The following is a 15535-nucleotide window of genomic DNA, read 5'->3' as shown; positions in this document are numbered from 1 at the left end:
CCCAATGCTGATCCCCCGTCGGGTCAAGCACCGCAAGCAGCACCACCCGAAGCGCCGCGGCGCTGCCAAGGGTGGCACCGAGCTGGCGTTCGGCCAGTTCGGCATCCAGGCCGTGACCCCGGCCTACGTGACGAACCGTCAGATCGAGTCCGCTCGTATCGCGATCACCCGTCACATCCGCCGTGGCGGCAAGGTCTGGATCAACATCTACCCGGACCGCCCGCTCACCAAGAAGCCGGCCGAGACCCGCATGGGTTCCGGTAAGGGTTCGCCGGAGTGGTGGATCGCGAACGTGCACCCGGGTCGGGTCATGTTCGAGCTGTCGTACCCGAACGAGAAGGTTGCTCGTGAGGCGCTCACCCGCGCTGCTCACAAGCTTCCGATGAAGTGCCGGATCGTCCGGCGCGAGGACGGTGAGAGCTGATGTCGGCCGCTACCAAGGCTGCTGACCTCCGCCAGCTGGACAACGAGGCTCTCGTTGCCAAGCTGCGTGAGGCCAAGGAGGAGCTGTTCAACCTCCGCTTCCAGGCGGCGACCGGGCAGCTCGACAACCACGGACGGCTGAAGCTCGTTCGTAAGGACATCGCGCGGATCTACACCCTGATGCGCGAGCGCGAGCTGGGCATCGAGACGGTGGAGAACGCCTGATGACTGAGAACACCAACGAGACGCGCGGTTTCCGCAAGACCCGTGAGGGTCTCGTCGTCAGCGACAAGATGGACAAGACCGTCGTCGTCGCCGTCGAGGACCGCGTCAAGCACGCTCTGTACGGCAAGGTCATCCGCCGTACGAACAAGCTGAAGGCGCACGACGAGCAGAACGCGTGCGGCATCGGTGACCGGGTCCTCCTCGCGGAGACCCGCCCGCTGTCCGCGACGAAGCGCTGGCGCGTCGTCGAGATCCTCGAGAAGGCCAAGTAACGAAGCCGATGAGGTACGGCCGTATGTGCACCGGGTCCCCCGTGGACGCCGGTGTGAGCAGCGGCCGGCCCGTCGACTCTCGTTGACGATCAGGAGAAAGCTGTGATCCAGCAGGAGTCGCGACTGCGGGTCGCCGACAACACTGGTGCCAAGGAGATCCTTTGCATCCGTGTTCTCGGTGGCTCCGGTCGCCGCTACGCCGGTATCGGGGACGTCATCGTCGCGACCGTCAAGGACGCGATCCCCGGTGGTTCGGTGAAGAAGGGTGACGTCGTCAAGTGCGTCGTCGTCCGCACCGTCAAGGAGCGTCGTCGTCCGGATGGCTCGTACATCCGCTTCGACGAGAACGCCGCGGTCGTTCTGAAGAACACCGAGGGTGACCCTCGCGGCACCCGCATCTTCGGCCCGGTCGGCCGTGAGCTGCGCGACAAGAAGTTCATGAAGATCATCTCGCTTGCGCCGGAGGTGCTCTAACTCATGGCGAACAGCATGAAGATCAAGAAGGGTGACCTGGTCCAGGTCATCACCGGCAAGGACCGCGGCAAGCAGGGCAAGGTCATCCAGGCCCTCCCCGCCGAGAACAAGGTCCTGGTCGAGGGTGTCAACCGGGTCAAGAAGCACACCAAGCCGGGCCCGGGCACCCAGGGTGGCATTGTCACCGTCGAGGCCCCGGTGCACGTCTCCAACGTCCAGCTGGTCGTGGAGAAGGACGGCAAGAAGGTCGTCACCCGCGTTGGCTACCGCTTCGACGACGAGGGCAACAAGATCCGCGTTGCCAAGCGAACCGGTGAGGACATCTGATGTCTGAGACGTCTGTTGAGAAGGTGACCCCCCGTCTCAAGGAGCGTTACAACTCCGAGATCAAGGGTCAGCTGCAGGAGCAGTTCTCGTACGAGAACGTCATGCTGACGCCCGGCCTGGTCAAGGTCGTCGTCAACATGGGTGTCGGCGAGGCCGCCCGTGACAGCAAGCTGATCGAGGGCGCGATCCGCGACCTGACCGCGATCACCGGTCAGAAGCCGGCCGTGACCAAGGCTCGCAAGTCCATCGCGCAGTTCAAGCTGCGCGAGGGCCAGCCGATCGGCACCCACGTCACCCTCCGTGGTGACCGCATGTGGGAGTTCCTGGACCGTCTGGTGTCGCTGGCCCTGCCGCGTATCCGTGACTTCCGTGGCCTCTCCCCGAAGCAGTTCGACGGCCGTGGCAACTACACCTTCGGTCTGACCGAGCAGGTTATGTTCCACGAGATCGACCAGGACAAGGTCGACCGTCAGCGCGGTATGGACATCACCGTCGTGACCACCGCTCAGACCGACGACGAGGGCCGGGCGCTCCTGCGCGCCCTGGGCTTCCCGTTCAAGGAGGCGTGAGCCAATGGCGAAGAAGTCCCTCATCGCGAAGGCCGAGCGGAAGCCGAAGTTCGGCGTCCGGGCCTACACCCGGTGCCAGCGCTGCGGTCGTCCGCACTCGGTGTACCGCAAGTTCGGCCTCTGCCGTGTCTGCCTCCGTGAGATGGCGCACCGCGGCGAGCTGCCGGGCGTGACCAAGAGCTCCTGGTAGTCCAGGCAGTTCTAGTCAGCTAGCGAAGCAGAGGTGCCCGACCCCACATCGCCCGTTTTTGGGCTCCCGTACGGAATCCCGTAAGGTAGTGGGGTCGGGCCCCCTGTCACGGCCGTCCCATGGCGGCAGGTGATCCTCTTCGGAGGGCTCGCACCCAGTCTTACTACGTCGTAGGTCCCCTGCGCCTGTGCCCCGTACTCCACCGGAGTGCGGGGGACCTTGTGCGGAGAAACCACGGCGAGAGAGGCCTGAGGCCATCATGACCATGACCGACCCCATCGCAGACATGCTCACGCGTCTGCGTAACGCTAACTCGGCGTACCACGACTCCGTGGCGATGCCGGCCAGCAAGATCAAGGCGCACGTCGCCGAGATCCTGCAGCAGGAGGGGTACATCTCCTCCTACAAGGTTGAGGAGCCCGCTGAGGGCGAGGTCGGCAAGAAGCTGACCATCGAGCTCAAGTTCGGCCCCAACCGTGAGCGCTCGATCGCTGGCATCAAGCGGATCAGCAAGCCGGGCCTGCGGGTCTACGCAAAGTCCACCAACCTGCCGAAGGTCCTCGGCGGCCTGGGCGTGGCGATCATCTCCACGTCCTCGGGTCTCCTCACGGACAAGCAGGCTGCCAAGAAGGGCGTAGGCGGAGAAGTTCTCGCCTACGTCTGGTAATTCGGGAAACGGAGGTACAGCAATGTCGCGCATTGGACGGCTGCCCATCCCGGTTCCCGCCGGCGTGGACGTCACCATCGATGGCCAGGCGGTCTCGGTGAAGGGCCCCAAGGGCTCCCTCACCCACGTTGTCGCCGCGCCGATCGAGATCGGCAAGGGCGAGGACGGCACTCTGGCTGTCACCCGCCCCAACGACGAGCGTCAGTCGAAGGCCCTGCACGGCCTGACCCGCACGCTGGTGGCGAACATGATCACCGGCGTGACCGCGGGCTACCGCAAGTCGCTGGAGATCAGCGGTGTTGGTTACCGAGTCGCTGCGAAGGGCTCCTCCATGGAGTTCCAGCTCGGCTACAGCCACCCGATCCTGGTCGAGGCCCCGGAGGGCATCTCCTTCGTGGTCGAGTCGCCCACCAAGTTCCACGTGGACGGCATCGACAAGCAGAAGGTCGGCGAGGTCGCCGCGAAGATCCGCAAGCTGCGCAAGCCCGACCCGTACAAGGCCAAGGGCGTCAAGTACGCGGGCGAGGTCATCCGCCGCAAGGTCGGAAAGAGTGGTAAGTAAGCGATGAGCGTCTCTGTCAAGATCGGCAAGGGCAACGCCTACAAGAGCGCCGCTCGCAAGCGCCGCGCGATCCGCGTTCGCAAGCGCGTCGTCGGCACCGAGGTGCGTCCGCGCCTCGTCGTGACGCGCTCGAACCGTCACATGGTCGCCCAGGTCATCGACGACGCCAAGGGTCACACCCTGGCGTCGGCGTCCACCCTCGACGTGTCCATCAAGGGCGCCGAGGGCGACAAGACCGAGCTGGCCAAGAAGGTCGGGAGCCTGGTCGCCGAGCGCGCCAAGGCCGCCGGCATCGAGTCGGTCGTCTTCGACCGCGCGGGCAACCGGTACGCCGGCCGCATCGCCGCTCTGGCCGATGCTGCCCGTGAGGCCGGGCTCGACTTCTAAGCCGCTCGTCGGCTCAGTCGACGGACGTAATCGAGAGAGGTAATTCCAATGGCTGGACCCCAGCGCCGCGGTAGCGGCGCCGGCGGCGGCACCGGCGGTGGCGAGCGGCGCGACCGTAAGCGTGACGACCGGGGTAACGCCCCCGCCGTCGAGAAGACCGCTTACGTCGAGCGCGTCGTTGCGATCAACCGTGTCGCCAAGGTTGTCAAGGGTGGTCGTCGTTTCAGCTTCACCGCGCTGGTCGTGGTGGGCGACGGTGACGGCACCGTGGGTGTCGGTTACGGGAAGGCGAAGGAGGTTCCGGCCGCCATCGCCAAGGGTGTTGAGGAGGCCAAGAAGAACTTCTTCAAGGTCCCCCGTATCCAGGGCACCATCCCGCACCCCATTCAGGGCGAGAAGGCCGCCGGCGTCGTGCTGCTGAAGCCGGCCGCCCCCGGTACCGGTGTTATCGCCGGTGGCCCGGTGCGCGCCGTCCTGGAGTGCGCCGGCATCCACGACATCCTGTCGAAGTCGCTCGGCTCGGACAACGCGATCAACATCGTGCACGCCACCGTGGCTGCTCTGAAGGGCCTCGTGCGCCCCGAGGAGATCGCCGCCCGTCGTGGCCTGCCGCTGGAGGACGTGGCCCCCGCCGCTCTGCTGCGGGCGCGTGCTGCAGGGGTGAGCGCCTGATGGCTCGCCTGAAGATCACGCAGACCAAGTCGTACATCGGCAGCAAGCAGAACCACCGTGACACCCTGCGTTCGCTTGGTCTCAAGCGCATGCACGACGTCGTGGTGAAGGAGGACCGTCCCGAGATCCGCGGGATGGCCCACACGGTCCGTCACCTCGTGACGGTTGAGGAGGTGGACTGATCATGGGCGACAACCCGATCAAGATCCACAACCTGCGGCCCGCCCCGGGTGCCAAGACCGAGAAGATCCGTGTGGGTCGTGGTGAAGGCTCCAAGGGTAAGACCGCCGGTCGTGGTACCAAGGGCACCAAGGCCCGCTACCAGGTTCCGCAGCGCTTCGAGGGTGGCCAGATGCCGCTCCACATGCGTCTGCCGAAGCTGAAGGGCTTCAAGAACCCGTTCAAGATCACGTTCCAGGTCGTCAACCTCGACAAGCTGGCCGAGCTCTACCCGCAGGGTGGCGAGGTCACGGTCGAGGACCTGGTCGCCAAGGGCGCGGTTCGCAAGAACTCCCTCGTCAAGGTGCTCGGCACCGGCGAGATCTCGGTTGCGCTGCAGGTGACGGTCGACGCCGTCTCCGGCTCCGCCGCCGAGAAGATCACCGCCGCCGGCGGTACCGTCACCGAGCTCGTCTGAGCCCGCTGACCTTCCGCGAGCCCCGCACCGCCCTTTCCGGGCGGTGCGGGGCTCGCGCCTTTCCGGGCCCGGGCGGGTCGTGTTCCGCACGCCAACCGTCCGCGCCTCGCCGCGGCGCGTTCCCGCGTCCCTTCGCGTTCCTTCCCGCGCCATTCCCCGGCCGCGGCGGCGCGCCGGCCGGGCCGCGTTCCCGGGCGGCCGGGGCCCTCGTTCTTTTGTGTGGCAAACCCGGGCATCCCGTACCCCGTGAGTGGGGGAGGGGCCGTACGCGCTTCTTTCGAGTGGCCGCGCACTGTTAGAGTCCGTGGAGTTCCCTTGTAGGCTGCGCGTAGGCTCGCCTGTGCCGTCTGTACGGGGGCCCGAACCGCAAACTCCCCAATTCAGGACCGACCCTCCCGCCGACGACGCGCGGGAGGCGCAGGAGGCACCGTGCTCAGTGCGTTCGCGCGGGCGTTCCAGACGCCCGACCTGCGCAAGAAGCTGCTGTTCACGCTGGGCATCATGGTGCTGTTCCGGCTGGGATCGCACATCCCGGTACCCGGGGTGGATTTCCAGGCCGTCAACGCCTGTGTGAAGGAGACCAAGAACAGCGGCCTGTTCGGGCTCGTCAACCTGTTCAGCGGTGGCGCGCTCCTCCAGCTGACGATTTTCGCGCTCGGCATCATGCCGTACATCACGGCCAGCATCATCCTCCAGCTCCTCACCGTCGTGATCCCGCGACTCGAGGCGCTGAAGAAGGAGGGTCAGGCCGGGACCGCCAAGATCACCCAGTACACCCGCTACCTGACCATCGCGCTCGCCGTGCTCCAGGGCACCGGCATCGTCGCGACGGCCTCCAGCGGCGCGCTGTTCTCGGGCTGCCCGTACGCGAACCAGATCGTGCCGGACACCGGCGTGTTCCGGATCGCCGTCATGGTGCTCACCATGACCGCCGGCACCACCGTGATCATGTGGCTCGGCGAGCTGATCACCGACCGCGGCATCGGCAACGGCATGTCGCTGCTGATCTTCACCTCGATCGCGGCGCAGTTCCCGTCCTCGATGTGGGCGATCAAGCAGTCCGGCACCATCGGCGACGGCTGGGTCGAGTTCCTCTCCGTGGTCGCGGTCGGCATCATCGTTGTGATGCTGGTCATCTTCGTGGAACAGGCCCAGCGCCGGATCCCGGTCCAGTACGCGAAGCGGATGATCGGCCGGCGCGCGTTCGGCGGCACCTCGACCTACATCCCGCTCAAGGTGAACCAGGCGGGTGTCATCCCGGTCATCTTCGCCTCGTCGCTGCTGTACATCCCCGCCCTGGTGGTGCAGCTGACCAACAGCCAGGCCGGCTGGGCGGTGTGGATCCGGACGAACTTCGTCAAGGGTGACCACCCGATCTACATGGCCACCTACTTCCTGCTGATCGTCTTCTTCGCCTTCTTCTACGTCGCGATCTCCTTCAACCCCGAAGAAGTTGCCGACAATATGAAGAAGTATGGTGGGTTCATCCCGGGTATCCGGGCCGGCCGGCCGACGGCCGAGTACCTGAACTACGTGCTCACCCGAATCACGTGGCCGGGTTCGCTCTACCTGGGCCTGATCGCGTTGATCCCGATGATCGCCCTGGTCGCCTTCGGACAGCAGACCAACTTCCCGTTCGGCGGCACCAGCGTGCTCATCGTCGTCGGCGTCGGACTCGAAACTGTGAAGCAGATCGAGAGCCAGCTCCAGCAGCGCAATTACGAAGGGTTCCTCCGCTGATGCGTATCGTCCTCGTCGGGCCTCCCGGGGCCGGGAAGGGTACTCAGGCGCACCTGCTCGCCAAGACCCTGTCCATCCCCCACATCTCCACCGGTGACCTGTTCCGCGCCAACATCGGTCAGGGCACCCCGCTGGGGCTCGAGGCCAAGAGCTACATGGACGCGGGTCGCCTGGTGCCGGACGAGGTCACCATCGGGATGGCCAAGGACCGCATGCTCCAGGCGGACGCCGCCAACGGCTTCCTGCTCGACGGCTTCCCGCGCAACCTCGGCCAGGCCAAGGCGCTGGACGAGTTCCTCGCCGAGCAGGGCATCAAGCTCGACGGCGTGCTGGACCTGGAGGTCCCCGAGGAGGAGGTCGTCAAGCGCATCGCCGGCCGTCGCCTCTGCCGCAACGACGGTGGTCACGTCTTCCACGTCGACTACAACCCGTCGAAGGCCGAGGGCGTCTGCGACGAGTGCGGCGGCGAGCTGTACCAGCGCTCGGACGACACCGAGGAGAAGGTGCGCACGCGCCTGGAGGTCTACCACACGGAGACCGAGCCGATCATCGACTACTACCGTCAGCAGGGCCTGGTGGAGGTCATCCCGGCCCTCGGCAAGGTGGACGAGGTCACCCAGCGCGCGATCGAGGCGCTGAAGCAGGACAGCTGAGTCATATCGACGTTCGTACGGCCGCGCACGCCCGCTCCGGGGCGGCGCGGCCGTACGGCGTCGTACGGTGGAACGAGTGCACGGCCGCCCGGCAAGGACCGGGCGGGAACCCAAGGAAGGCGTTACCAGATGGTGGAGATCAAGACCCCCGAGCAGATCGCGAAGATGCGAGCGGCCGGGCTGGTCGTCGCCGAGGCGCTGAAGGCCTGCCGCGAGGCGGTCGCTCCGGGGGTGACCACCCAGGAGCTCAACGACGTCGCGGACAAGGTCATCACCGAGCACGGCGCCACCTCGAACTTCCGCGCCCACCACGGCGGCCTCTGGTTCCCGGGCGTGATCTGCGCCTCGGTGAACAACGAGGTCGTCCACGGCATCCCCGGCGAGCGGGTGCTGCAGGAGGGCGACGTCATCTCGATCGACTGCGGCGCCATCCTGGACGGCTGGCACGGCGACGCGGCGATCACCGTCGCGGTCGGCGAGGTCCGCCCCGAGGTCGAGATGCTGAGCCGGGTCACCGAGGGCTCGATGTGGGCCGGCATCGCCCAGATGAAGAAGAGCAACCGCCTGGTCGACGTCTCCAAGGCGATCGAGGGCTTCATCCGGCGCCAGCCGCTGCCGCCCAAGGGCAAGTGGGGGATCACCGAGGGCTACGGCGGCCACGGCATCGGCACCGCGATGCACATGGAGCCGCACGTGCTGAACTACGTCGAGCGCGGCCGCGGCAAGGGCCCCAAGCTGGTCCCCGGCACCGTGCTGGCGATCGAGCCGATGGTCTCGCTCGGCACCCCGCACACCACGGTGCTGGAGGACGAGTGGACCGTCGTCACCAACGACGGCACCTGGGCCTCGCACTGGGAGCACTCGGTCGCGGTCACGGAGCAGGGCCCGCTGGTGCTGACCGCCTTCGACGGCGGCAAGGCCGAGCTCGCGAAGCTGGGCGTCACCGCGGCCCCGGACCCGCTGGTCTGACCGCGGTCCCGCCGCCGGCCCGATGGCCGGCGCCCCGGCCTGACCGCCGGCGCGGCCGAGCGCCGCTGAGAACGGACCGGAGCCCTGGAGGTTTGGACCTCCAGGGCTTTTGTCCTACTTTTATCGGCTGGCAGTGGCTGTTGCCGTTGGACTGGCTTCGAGCGAGCAGGAGAGAGCAGTGCTCAAGGGATTCCGCGACTTCATGATGCGCGGCAACGTCGTCGACATGGCGGTCGGTGTGGTGATCGGTGCCGCCTTCACCGGGGTGGTGACCGGCTTCGTCTCCGCCTTCCTCACCCCGCTGGTCGGCGTGGTGGTCGGCGCGGCCGGCGACTTCAGCTCGTACAAGGCCACCGTGGCCGGCGTCACGTTCCCGTACGGGCAGTTCCTGAACGTGCTGATCGCCTTCTTCATGACCGCCGCGGTGCTGTACTTCTGCATCGTGCTGCCGGTCACCAAGGCCACCGCCCGGTACATGCCGAAGAAGCCGAAGACCCCGAAGCGCCCCTGCCCCGAGTGCCTGACGGACATCCCGGAGGCGGCCCGCCGCTGCTCGGCCTGCACCGCCCACGTCGAACCGCTGACCGTGGCGGCGCAGCGCTGATTCGGGTGCCCCCGGTTTTGGTCCATCCCGTGCACTGGCGTAGGATGGACCGTCGGCTCACTCGTAGCGTGCTTCAGCACGCCCTCTTCCCCTCCGGGGGGCGGGGTGGACCCAGGTTCGCACGAGCGTTCCGCATACGGTAGCCGGTCCCGGAAGGTGGATCTCGCAGTTCATGGCTAAGAAGCAAGGCGCCATTGAGATCGAGGGCACCGTGATCGAGTCTCTTCCGAACGCGATGTTCAAGGTCGAGCTGCAGAACGGTCACAAGGTCCTCGCGCACATCAGTGGCAAGATGCGCATGCACTACATCCGCATCCTGCCGGACGACCGGGTCGTGGTGGAGCTCAGCCCCTACGACCTCACGCGCGGCCGGATCGTCTACCGCTACAAGTAAAGAACCACCGCCTGACGGCGGTGGCGTCAGATCTAGACCCGGAGAACCTGAGACATGAAGGTCAAGCCGAGCGTCAAGAAGATCTGCGACAAGTGCAAGGTGATCCGCCGTCACGGCCGGGTCATGGTGATCTGCGACAACCTGCGCCACAAGCAGCGCCAGGGCTGATCTCTCCCCAGCATTTCTCGTAGTACTTCGCGCGACGCGAAAACGTCATAAGCGGGCTGCCCGATCCCCCTCTCGCAGGGCGGACTGCCGCCCCCGGTCAGAGGCCGGGGCTCCCTCACCGTGAGGTGTCGGAGTAGGTAGCACGCAAGACCTCTGAAGAACCACAGGAGCCTTGAATGGCACGCCTCGCCGGCGTTGATCTCCCCCGTGAGAAGCGGATCGAGATCGCCCTCACCTACGTGTACGGCATCGGCCGTACCCGCGCCCAGCAGACCCTGGCCGAGACCGGCGTCAACCCGGATGTCCGCGTTCGCGACATCTCCGAGGACGACCTCGTCAAGCTGAGCCAGTACATCGACGCCAACTTCACGGTCGAGGGTGACCTCCGCCGCGAGGTGGCCGCCGACATCCGCCGCAAGGTCGAGATCGGCTGCTACGAGGGTCTGCGTCACCGCCGCGGCCTGCCGGTCCGCGGCCAGCGCACCCACACCAACGCGCGTACCCGCAAGGGCCCGCGTCGCGCGATCGCCGGTAAGAAGAAGCCGGGCAAGAAGTAGTCCGTCCCGTAACCGGACATCCCTCCGGCCCGCGGGTCAGCGGACCGACCACCTCAGTAGGAGAACAGACTTATGCCCCCCAAGGGTCGTCAGGCTGCCGGCGCGAAGAAGATCCGCCGCAAGGAAAAGAAGAACGTCGCTCACGGCCACGCGCACATCAAGAGCACGTTCAACAACACCATCGTTTCGATCACCGACCCGTCGGGCAACGTGATCTCCTGGGCCTCCGCCGGCCACGTCGGCTTCAAGGGCTCGCGCAAGTCCACCCCGTTCGCCGCGCAGATGGCCGCCGAGGCCGCTGCCCGTCGCGCGCAGGAGCACGGCATGCGCAAGGTTGACGTCTTCGTGAAGGGTCCGGGCTCCGGCCGCGAGACCGCGATCCGTTCGCTCCAGGCCACCGGCCTGGAGGTCGGCTCGATCCAGGACGTCACCCCCACCCCGCACAACGGCTGCCGTCCGCCGAAGCGCCGCCGCGTCTGACGCGGTGCCTTCGGGCACACCGGTAGTGCTGTAAACCTCGTACGGGGTCCCGTTCTCTACGGGACCCCGTACGCTTGGCGTGAGGCCACCGCCTCAAGGCCATTCGTTCGGCGTCAAATAGTGGGCGTCGAAGACTGGAGGATCGAAACATGCTCATCGCTCAGCGTCCCTCGCTGACCGAAGAGGTCGTCGACGAGTTCCGCTCGCGGTTCGTGATCGAGCCGCTGGAGCCGGGCTTCGGCTACACCCTCGGCAACTCCCTGCGCCGCACGCTGCTCTCCTCGATCCCGGGTGCCGCTGTCACCAGCATCCGCATCGACGGTGTCCTGCACGAGTTCACCACCGTGCCGGGCGTCAAGGAGGACGTGACCGACCTCATCCTCAACATCAAGCAGCTGGTCGTCTCCTCGGAGCACGACGAGCCGGTCGTGATGTACCTGCGCAAGCAGGGCCCGGGTGTGGTCACCGCCGCCGACATCGCGCCGCCGGCCGGTGTCGAGGTGCACAACCCCGAGCTCGTCCTCGCCACGCTGAACGGCAAGGGCAAGCTGGAGATGGAGCTGACCGTCGAGCGCGGTCGCGGCTACGTCTCCGCCGTGCAGAACAAGGCTTCCGGCCAGGAGATCGGCCGCATCCCGGTCGACTCGATCTACAGCCCCGTGCTGAAGGTCACCTACAAGGTCGAGGCCACCCGTGTCGAGCAGCGGACCGACTTCGACAAGCTGATCGTCGACGTCGAGACCAAGCCCGCCATGCGTCCGCGCGACGCCATGGCCTCGGCCGGCAAGACCCTGGTGGAGCTGTTCGGTCTCGCCCGCGAGCTGAACATCGACGCCGAGGGCATCGACATGGGCCCGTCCCCGACGGACGCCGCCCTGGCCGCCGACCTGGCGCTGCCGATCGAGGAGCTGGAGCTCACCGTTCGGTCCTACAACTGCCTCAAGCGCGAGGGCATCCACACCGTGGGTGAGCTCGTCGCCCGCTCCGAGGCCGACCTGCTCGACATCCGCAACTTCGGTGCGAAGTCGATCGACGAGGTCAAGGCGAAGCTGGCCGGCATGGGCCTGGCCCTCAAGGACAGCCCGCCCGGGTTCGACCCGACCGCCGCCGCCGACGCCTTCGGCGCCGACGACCTGGACGACGCGGGTTACGCGGAGACCGAGCAGTACTGAGAGACTTGACCGCGGGGGCGGTTCCCCGGAACCGCCCCCGTCGTCGTGAAAGTCGTGCGGGCACAGTGCCCGTACGCCCGCTGCGGTACCTGGTACGGCCGCAGTCGGAGATTCGAGGAGTAATTCCATGCCGCGTCCCACCAAGGGTGCCCGTCTGGGCGGTGGCCCGCACCACGAGCCGCTGCTGCTCGCCGGTCTGTGTCGGGAGCTGTTCCAGTACGGCCGCATCACCACGACCGAGGCGAAGGCCCGTCGGATGCGCCCGCTGGCGGAGAAGCTGATCACCAAGGCGAAGAAGGGCGACATCCACAACCGTCGCCTGGTTCGCAAGACGATCACCGACATCGCCGTGCTGCACACTCTCTTCACCGAGATCGCGCCGCGCTACGAGAACCGCCCGGGTGGCTACACCCGCATCACCAAGATCGGTCCCCGTCGTGGCGACAACGCCCCGATGGCCGTGATCGAGCTGGTCGAGGCGCTGACCGTCGCGCAGACCGCCGTCGGCGAGGCCGAGGCCGCCACCAAGCGTGCCGTCAAGGAGGCCGACGCCAAGGCTGAGGAGACCAAGGTCGAGGAGGCCCCCGCGGCCGCCGAGACCGAGGCCGCCGAGCAGGCCTGACACCGCTAGGTGTTGTCGCGGGCCCGCTTCCCCATCCGTGGGGGAGCGGGCCCGTTCCTCATGTCCAGGGAGTGGAGAGCAGTGGTCAACGATTGCGCCGAGCAGCCGCCGGTGAAGGACGGCCCGGCGGACGGGTACGTCCGCGTCCGGCTGGACCTCGCCTACCACGGCGCCGAGTTCTCCGGCTGGGCCCGCCAGCGCGGCGGCCGCCGGACGGTGCAGGAGGAGATCGAGACCGCGCTGCAGATCGTCACCCGCAGCTCCGAGCTCTTCCCGCTCACCGTGGCCGGCCGCACCGACGCCGGGGTGCACGCCCGCGGCCAGGTCGCGCATGTGGACCTGCCGGCCGAACTCTGGGCCGAGCACCGGGAGAAGCTGCTGCGCCGGCTGGCCGGGCGGCTGCCCGGGGACGTCCGGATCTACCGGCTCGGCGAGGCGCCGGCCGGTTTCGACGCCCGGTTCTCCGCGATCTGGCGCCGCTACGCCTACCGGGTCGCCGACCACCCCGGCGGCGTGGACCCGCTGCTGCGCGGTCACGTGCTCTGGCACGACCGGCCGCTGGACCTCGACCGGATGAACGCCGCGGCCGCGCTGCTCGTCGGCGAGCACGACTTCGCCGCGTACTGCAAGAAGCGCGAGGGCGCGACGACCATCCGCACCCTGCTGGAGCTGCACTGGGACCGCGTCCCGGTGGACGCCTACGCCGCGCAGGAGGGCTCGCTGGCGGTCGCCACCGTCCGCGCCGACGCCTTCTGCCACAACATGGTCCGCGCCCTGGTCGGCGCGATGCTGCTGGTCGGCGACGGGCACCGGCCGGTGGAGTTCCCCGGCGAGGTGCTGGCCGGCGGGGTGCGCAACTCCGCGGTCAACGTGATCCGGCCGTACGGGCTGACGCTGGAGGAGGTCGGCTACCCGGCGGACGACCAGCTCGCCGAACGCAGCCGGCTCGCCCGCCGGATCCGCACGCTGCCGGAGCGGCCGGCGCCGGCCGCCGGGTAATCCGTTTTGGTCCTGGGCGGACGATGGGGACAATCGTCCGCATGGGACACGTCGAGATTTCGCACCTGGAGTACTACCTGCCGGACGGGCGGGTGCTGTTCGACGACGCGTCCTTCCGGGTCGGCGAGGGCGCCGCGGTCGCCCTGGTGGGCGCCAACGGCGCCGGCAAGACCACGCTGCTGCGCATGATCGCGGGCGACCTCCAGCCGCACGGCGGCTCGGTGACGATCAGCGGCGGGCTCGGCGTGATGCGCCAGTTCGTCGGCACCACCGGCCGCGAGGACCAGAAGGAGACGCCGGGCGCGCTGCCCGCCGACGCCTCCGTCCGCGACCTGCTGGTCTCGGTCGCCCCCGAGCGGATCGCCGTCGCGGCCCGCGCGGTCGACGCCGCCGAGCTGGCGATGATCGCCCAGGACGACGAGAAGACGCAGATGGCCTACGCCCAGGCGCTCTCCGACTGGGCCGACGTCGGCGGCTACGACTACGAGACCGACTGGGACGTCTGCACCATGGCGGCCCTCGGGATGCCCTTCGAGAAGGCGCAGTGGCGCGGGCTGAACACCCTGTCCGGCGGTGAGCAGAAGCGGCTCGTGCTGGAGGCGCTGCTGCGCGGCCCCGAAGAGGTGCTGCTGCTGGACGAGCCGGACAACTACCTCGACGTGCCGGGCAAGCGCTGGCTGGAGGAGGCGATCCGGTCCACCTCGAAGACCGTGCTGTACATCTCGCACGACCGCGAGCTGCTCTCCCGGACCGCCGAGAAGATCATCAGCGTCGAGGCCGGCGCGGCCGGTTCCAGCGTCTGGGTCCACGGCGGCGGTTTCGACTCCTTCCACGACGCCCGCAAGGACCGCTTCGCCCGCTTCGAGGAGCTCGGCCGGCGCTGGGACGAGGAGCACGCCAAGCTCAAGAAGCTGGTCGTCACGCTCCGCCAGGCCGCCTCGGTCAGCCACGCGCTCGCCACCCGGTACGCGGCCGCCCAGACCAGGCTGAAGAAGTTCGAGGAGGCCGGCCGGCCGGAGGAGCCCCCGCGCGAGCAGACCATCACCATGCGGCTCAAGGGCGGCCGGACCGGCGTGCGCGCCTTCACCATGGAGCAGCTGGAGCTCACCGGCCTGATGAAGCCCTTCGACCTGGAGGTCTTCTACGGCGAGCGGGTCGCCGTGCTGGGCTCCAACGGCTCCGGCAAGTCGCACTTCCTGCGGCTGCTCGCCGGCGACGAGACGGTCGCGCACACCGGTAGCTGGAAGCTCGGCGCCCGGGTGGTACCCGGCCACTTCCGGCAGACCCACGCCCACCCGGAGCTGTTCGGCCGGACGGTCCGCTCGATCGTCGAGGAGGAGCACGCGCTCAGCCGCGGCGCCGCGATGGGCGTGCTGCGCCGGTACGAGCTGGACCGCCAGGAGGAGCAGAAGTTCGAGTCGCTGTCCGGCGGGCAGCAGGCGCGGCTCATGATCCTCAAGCTCGAACTCTCCGGGGTGACGGCCCTGTTGCTGGACGAGCCGACCGACAACCTGGACCTGGAGAGCGCCGAGGCGCTGCAGGCCGGCCTGGAGGCCTTCGACGGCACGGTGCTCTGCGTCACGCACGACCGCTGGTTCGCCAAGACCTTCGACCGCTTCCTGGTCTTCGGCGCGGACGGCCGGGTCTACGAGTCGCCCGAGCCGGTCTGGGACGTCACCCGCGTGGAGCGCGAGCGCTGACGGGGCCGGACTCCCGCTCCCGGCGCCGCCGTTGGCCCTGGCCGCGGCGGTCGCCGGGCGGGTCGGCACCGG

Annotated in this window: 25 protein-coding genes; all 25 read left to right on the top strand. The window is 68.0% G+C overall.

Annotated elements, in window-relative coordinates; all coding sequences use genetic code 11:
* Positions 1 to 4: 4 nt before the first annotated feature.
* The 25 genes from rplP (at position 5) to RMN57_RS16715 (ending at position 15463) form a co-directional block, all read left to right on the top strand.
* Positions 5 to 424 (top strand): 50S ribosomal protein L16, encoded by a 420-nt coding sequence (rplP, locus tag RMN57_RS16835; protein WP_030232476.1) that lies wholly within the window; start codon positions 5 to 7, stop codon positions 422 to 424.
* Positions 424 to 648, top strand: coding sequence for a 50S ribosomal protein L29 (gene rpmC, locus RMN57_RS16830; protein WP_209414070.1), 225 nt, complete (start codon positions 424 to 426; stop codon positions 646 to 648). The genes rplP and rpmC overlap by 1 nt, the downstream gene beginning before the upstream one ends.
* Positions 648 to 920 (top strand): 30S ribosomal protein S17, encoded by a 273-nt coding sequence (rpsQ, locus tag RMN57_RS16825; protein ID WP_110670527.1) that lies wholly within the window; start codon positions 648 to 650, stop codon positions 918 to 920. The genes rpmC and rpsQ overlap by 1 nt, the downstream gene beginning before the upstream one ends.
* Before the next feature lie 102 nt (positions 921 to 1022).
* On the top strand, positions 1023 to 1394 hold the full coding sequence (rplN, locus tag RMN57_RS16820; RefSeq protein WP_030232481.1) for a 50S ribosomal protein L14: 372 nt from the start codon (positions 1023 to 1025) through the stop codon (positions 1392 to 1394).
* Between the two features lie 15 nt (positions 1395 to 1409).
* Positions 1410 to 1721 carry a 50S ribosomal protein L24 gene (gene rplX / locus RMN57_RS16815; protein ID WP_148644962.1) on the top strand — a complete coding sequence of 104 codons (312 nt, stop codon included), beginning with the start codon at positions 1410 to 1412 and terminating at the stop codon, positions 1719 to 1721.
* Positions 1721 to 2290 (top strand): 50S ribosomal protein L5, encoded by a 570-nt coding sequence (rplE, locus tag RMN57_RS16810; RefSeq protein WP_030300393.1) that lies wholly within the window; start codon positions 1721 to 1723, stop codon positions 2288 to 2290. Before rplX ends, rplE begins: the two co-directional genes overlap by 1 nt.
* 4 nt (positions 2291 to 2294) lie before the next feature.
* Positions 2295 to 2480 (top strand): type Z 30S ribosomal protein S14, encoded by a 186-nt coding sequence (locus tag RMN57_RS16805; protein WP_030393303.1) that lies wholly within the window; start codon positions 2295 to 2297, stop codon positions 2478 to 2480.
* Positions 2481 to 2739: 259 nt separating this feature from the next.
* Entirely contained in the window at positions 2740 to 3147 is a 408-nt protein-coding gene (gene rpsH / locus RMN57_RS16800) for a 30S ribosomal protein S8 (protein WP_238862988.1), read from the top strand.
* Positions 3148 to 3169: 22 nt separating this feature from the next.
* On the top strand, positions 3170 to 3709 hold the full coding sequence (gene rplF, locus RMN57_RS16795; protein ID WP_313764186.1) for a 50S ribosomal protein L6: 540 nt from the start codon (positions 3170 to 3172) through the stop codon (positions 3707 to 3709).
* 3 nt (positions 3710 to 3712) lie between these two features.
* The gene (gene rplR, locus RMN57_RS16790; protein ID WP_030280785.1) at positions 3713 to 4096 is read left to right on the top strand and encodes a 50S ribosomal protein L18; all 384 of its coding nucleotides are present in this window, start codon (positions 3713 to 3715) and stop codon (positions 4094 to 4096) included.
* A gap of 48 nt (positions 4097 to 4144) precedes the next feature.
* A complete protein-coding gene (gene rpsE, locus RMN57_RS16785) occupies positions 4145 to 4768 on the top strand; it encodes a 30S ribosomal protein S5 (RefSeq protein ID WP_030055834.1) in 624 nt (207 codons plus the stop codon).
* Positions 4768 to 4950, top strand: coding sequence for a 50S ribosomal protein L30 (gene rpmD / locus RMN57_RS16780; protein WP_030055835.1), 183 nt, complete (start codon positions 4768 to 4770; stop codon positions 4948 to 4950). Before rpsE ends, rpmD begins: the two co-directional genes overlap by 1 nt.
* A gap of 2 nt (positions 4951 to 4952) precedes the next feature.
* Entirely contained in the window at positions 4953 to 5405 is a 453-nt protein-coding gene (gene rplO, locus RMN57_RS16775; RefSeq protein ID WP_380234346.1) for a 50S ribosomal protein L15, read from the top strand.
* A gap of 429 nt (positions 5406 to 5834) precedes the next feature.
* Positions 5835 to 7145, top strand: coding sequence for a preprotein translocase subunit SecY (gene secY, locus RMN57_RS16770; protein ID WP_238862985.1), 1311 nt, complete (start codon positions 5835 to 5837; stop codon positions 7143 to 7145).
* Positions 7145 to 7798, top strand: a complete 654-nt coding sequence (locus RMN57_RS16765; RefSeq protein ID WP_313764185.1) for an adenylate kinase — start codon at positions 7145 to 7147, stop codon at positions 7796 to 7798. The genes secY and RMN57_RS16765 overlap by 1 nt, the downstream gene beginning before the upstream one ends.
* Before the next feature lie 129 nt (positions 7799 to 7927).
* On the top strand, positions 7928 to 8767 hold the full coding sequence (gene map, locus RMN57_RS16760) for a type I methionyl aminopeptidase (RefSeq protein ID WP_313764184.1): 840 nt from the start codon (positions 7928 to 7930) through the stop codon (positions 8765 to 8767).
* Between the two features lie 178 nt (positions 8768 to 8945).
* Positions 8946 to 9371, top strand: a complete 426-nt coding sequence (mscL, locus tag RMN57_RS16755) for a large conductance mechanosensitive channel protein MscL (protein ID WP_313764183.1) — start codon at positions 8946 to 8948, stop codon at positions 9369 to 9371.
* 172 nt (positions 9372 to 9543) lie between these two features.
* The gene (infA, locus tag RMN57_RS16750; RefSeq protein WP_003956442.1) at positions 9544 to 9765 is read left to right on the top strand and encodes a translation initiation factor IF-1; all 222 of its coding nucleotides are present in this window, start codon (positions 9544 to 9546) and stop codon (positions 9763 to 9765) included.
* A 54-nt stretch (positions 9766 to 9819) separates the two neighbouring features.
* Positions 9820 to 9933: a 50S ribosomal protein L36 gene (rpmJ, locus tag RMN57_RS16745; protein ID WP_003956441.1), complete on the top strand. Its 114-nt coding sequence runs from the start codon at positions 9820 to 9822 to the stop codon at positions 9931 to 9933.
* Between the two features lie 176 nt (positions 9934 to 10109).
* A complete protein-coding gene (rpsM, locus tag RMN57_RS16740) occupies positions 10110 to 10490 on the top strand; it encodes a 30S ribosomal protein S13 (RefSeq protein ID WP_313764182.1) in 381 nt (126 codons plus the stop codon).
* 72 nt (positions 10491 to 10562) lie between these two features.
* Entirely contained in the window at positions 10563 to 10970 is a 408-nt protein-coding gene (rpsK, locus tag RMN57_RS16735; RefSeq protein ID WP_014136257.1) for a 30S ribosomal protein S11, read from the top strand.
* A gap of 149 nt (positions 10971 to 11119) precedes the next feature.
* Positions 11120 to 12142 carry a DNA-directed RNA polymerase subunit alpha gene (locus tag RMN57_RS16730; protein ID WP_030055844.1) on the top strand — a complete coding sequence of 341 codons (1023 nt, stop codon included), beginning with the start codon at positions 11120 to 11122 and terminating at the stop codon, positions 12140 to 12142.
* Between the two features lie 127 nt (positions 12143 to 12269).
* Positions 12270 to 12764 carry a 50S ribosomal protein L17 gene (gene rplQ, locus RMN57_RS16725; RefSeq protein WP_313764181.1) on the top strand — a complete coding sequence of 165 codons (495 nt, stop codon included), beginning with the start codon at positions 12270 to 12272 and terminating at the stop codon, positions 12762 to 12764.
* An 81-nt stretch (positions 12765 to 12845) separates the two neighbouring features.
* Complete coding sequence (gene truA, locus RMN57_RS16720; RefSeq protein WP_313764180.1) at positions 12846 to 13763, top strand: tRNA pseudouridine(38-40) synthase TruA; 918 nt, start codon at positions 12846 to 12848, stop codon at positions 13761 to 13763.
* A 41-nt stretch (positions 13764 to 13804) separates the two neighbouring features.
* Positions 13805 to 15463 (top strand): ATP-binding cassette domain-containing protein, encoded by a 1659-nt coding sequence (locus RMN57_RS16715; RefSeq protein ID WP_313764179.1) that lies wholly within the window; start codon positions 13805 to 13807, stop codon positions 15461 to 15463.
* Positions 15464 to 15535 lie beyond the last annotated feature (72 nt).

Source organism: Kitasatospora sp. CM 4170 (genome assembly GCF_032110285.1).
Taxonomy (GTDB): domain Bacteria; phylum Actinomycetota; class Actinomycetes; order Streptomycetales; family Streptomycetaceae; genus Kitasatospora; species Kitasatospora aburaviensis.
This window is presented reverse-complemented; position numbering and strand designations above follow the sequence as displayed.

What these genes read in the sequence shown, in the direction of transcription:
- rplO (WP_380234346.1), top strand. Translation starts at nt 4,953, where the DNA reads ATGGGCGACAACCCGATCAAGATCCACAACCTGCGGCCCGCCCCGGGT.
- rplE (WP_030300393.1), top strand. Translation starts at nt 1,721, where the DNA reads ATGTCTGAGACGTCTGTTGAGAAGGTGACCCCCCGTCTCAAGGAGCGT.
- rpsH (WP_238862988.1), top strand. Translation starts at nt 2,740, where the DNA reads ATGACCATGACCGACCCCATCGCAGACATGCTCACGCGTCTGCGTAAC.
- map (WP_313764184.1), top strand. Translation starts at nt 7,928, where the DNA reads ATGGTGGAGATCAAGACCCCCGAGCAGATCGCGAAGATGCGAGCGGCC.
- rpsQ (WP_110670527.1), top strand. Translation starts at nt 648, where the DNA reads ATGACTGAGAACACCAACGAGACGCGCGGTTTCCGCAAGACCCGTGAG.
- rplF (WP_313764186.1), top strand. Translation starts at nt 3,170, where the DNA reads ATGTCGCGCATTGGACGGCTGCCCATCCCGGTTCCCGCCGGCGTGGAC.
- rpsE (WP_030055834.1), top strand. Translation starts at nt 4,145, where the DNA reads ATGGCTGGACCCCAGCGCCGCGGTAGCGGCGCCGGCGGCGGCACCGGC.
- RMN57_RS16765 (WP_313764185.1), top strand. Translation starts at nt 7,145, where the DNA reads ATGCGTATCGTCCTCGTCGGGCCTCCCGGGGCCGGGAAGGGTACTCAG.
- rplQ (WP_313764181.1), top strand. Translation starts at nt 12,270, where the DNA reads ATGCCGCGTCCCACCAAGGGTGCCCGTCTGGGCGGTGGCCCGCACCAC.
- rplR (WP_030280785.1), top strand. Translation starts at nt 3,713, where the DNA reads ATGAGCGTCTCTGTCAAGATCGGCAAGGGCAACGCCTACAAGAGCGCC.
- rpmC (WP_209414070.1), top strand. Translation starts at nt 424, where the DNA reads ATGTCGGCCGCTACCAAGGCTGCTGACCTCCGCCAGCTGGACAACGAG.
- RMN57_RS16715 (WP_313764179.1), top strand. Translation starts at nt 13,805, where the DNA reads ATGGGACACGTCGAGATTTCGCACCTGGAGTACTACCTGCCGGACGGG.
- rpmD (WP_030055835.1), top strand. Translation starts at nt 4,768, where the DNA reads ATGGCTCGCCTGAAGATCACGCAGACCAAGTCGTACATCGGCAGCAAG.
- rpsK (WP_014136257.1), top strand. Translation starts at nt 10,563, where the DNA reads ATGCCCCCCAAGGGTCGTCAGGCTGCCGGCGCGAAGAAGATCCGCCGC.
- rpmJ (WP_003956441.1), top strand. Translation starts at nt 9,820, where the DNA reads ATGAAGGTCAAGCCGAGCGTCAAGAAGATCTGCGACAAGTGCAAGGTG.
- rplP (WP_030232476.1), top strand. Translation starts at nt 5, where the DNA reads ATGCTGATCCCCCGTCGGGTCAAGCACCGCAAGCAGCACCACCCGAAG.
- rplX (WP_148644962.1), top strand. Translation starts at nt 1,410, where the DNA reads ATGAAGATCAAGAAGGGTGACCTGGTCCAGGTCATCACCGGCAAGGAC.
- RMN57_RS16805 (WP_030393303.1), top strand. Translation starts at nt 2,295, where the DNA reads ATGGCGAAGAAGTCCCTCATCGCGAAGGCCGAGCGGAAGCCGAAGTTC.
- RMN57_RS16730 (WP_030055844.1), top strand. Translation starts at nt 11,120, where the DNA reads ATGCTCATCGCTCAGCGTCCCTCGCTGACCGAAGAGGTCGTCGACGAG.
- infA (WP_003956442.1), top strand. Translation starts at nt 9,544, where the DNA reads ATGGCTAAGAAGCAAGGCGCCATTGAGATCGAGGGCACCGTGATCGAG.
- rpsM (WP_313764182.1), top strand. Translation starts at nt 10,110, where the DNA reads ATGGCACGCCTCGCCGGCGTTGATCTCCCCCGTGAGAAGCGGATCGAG.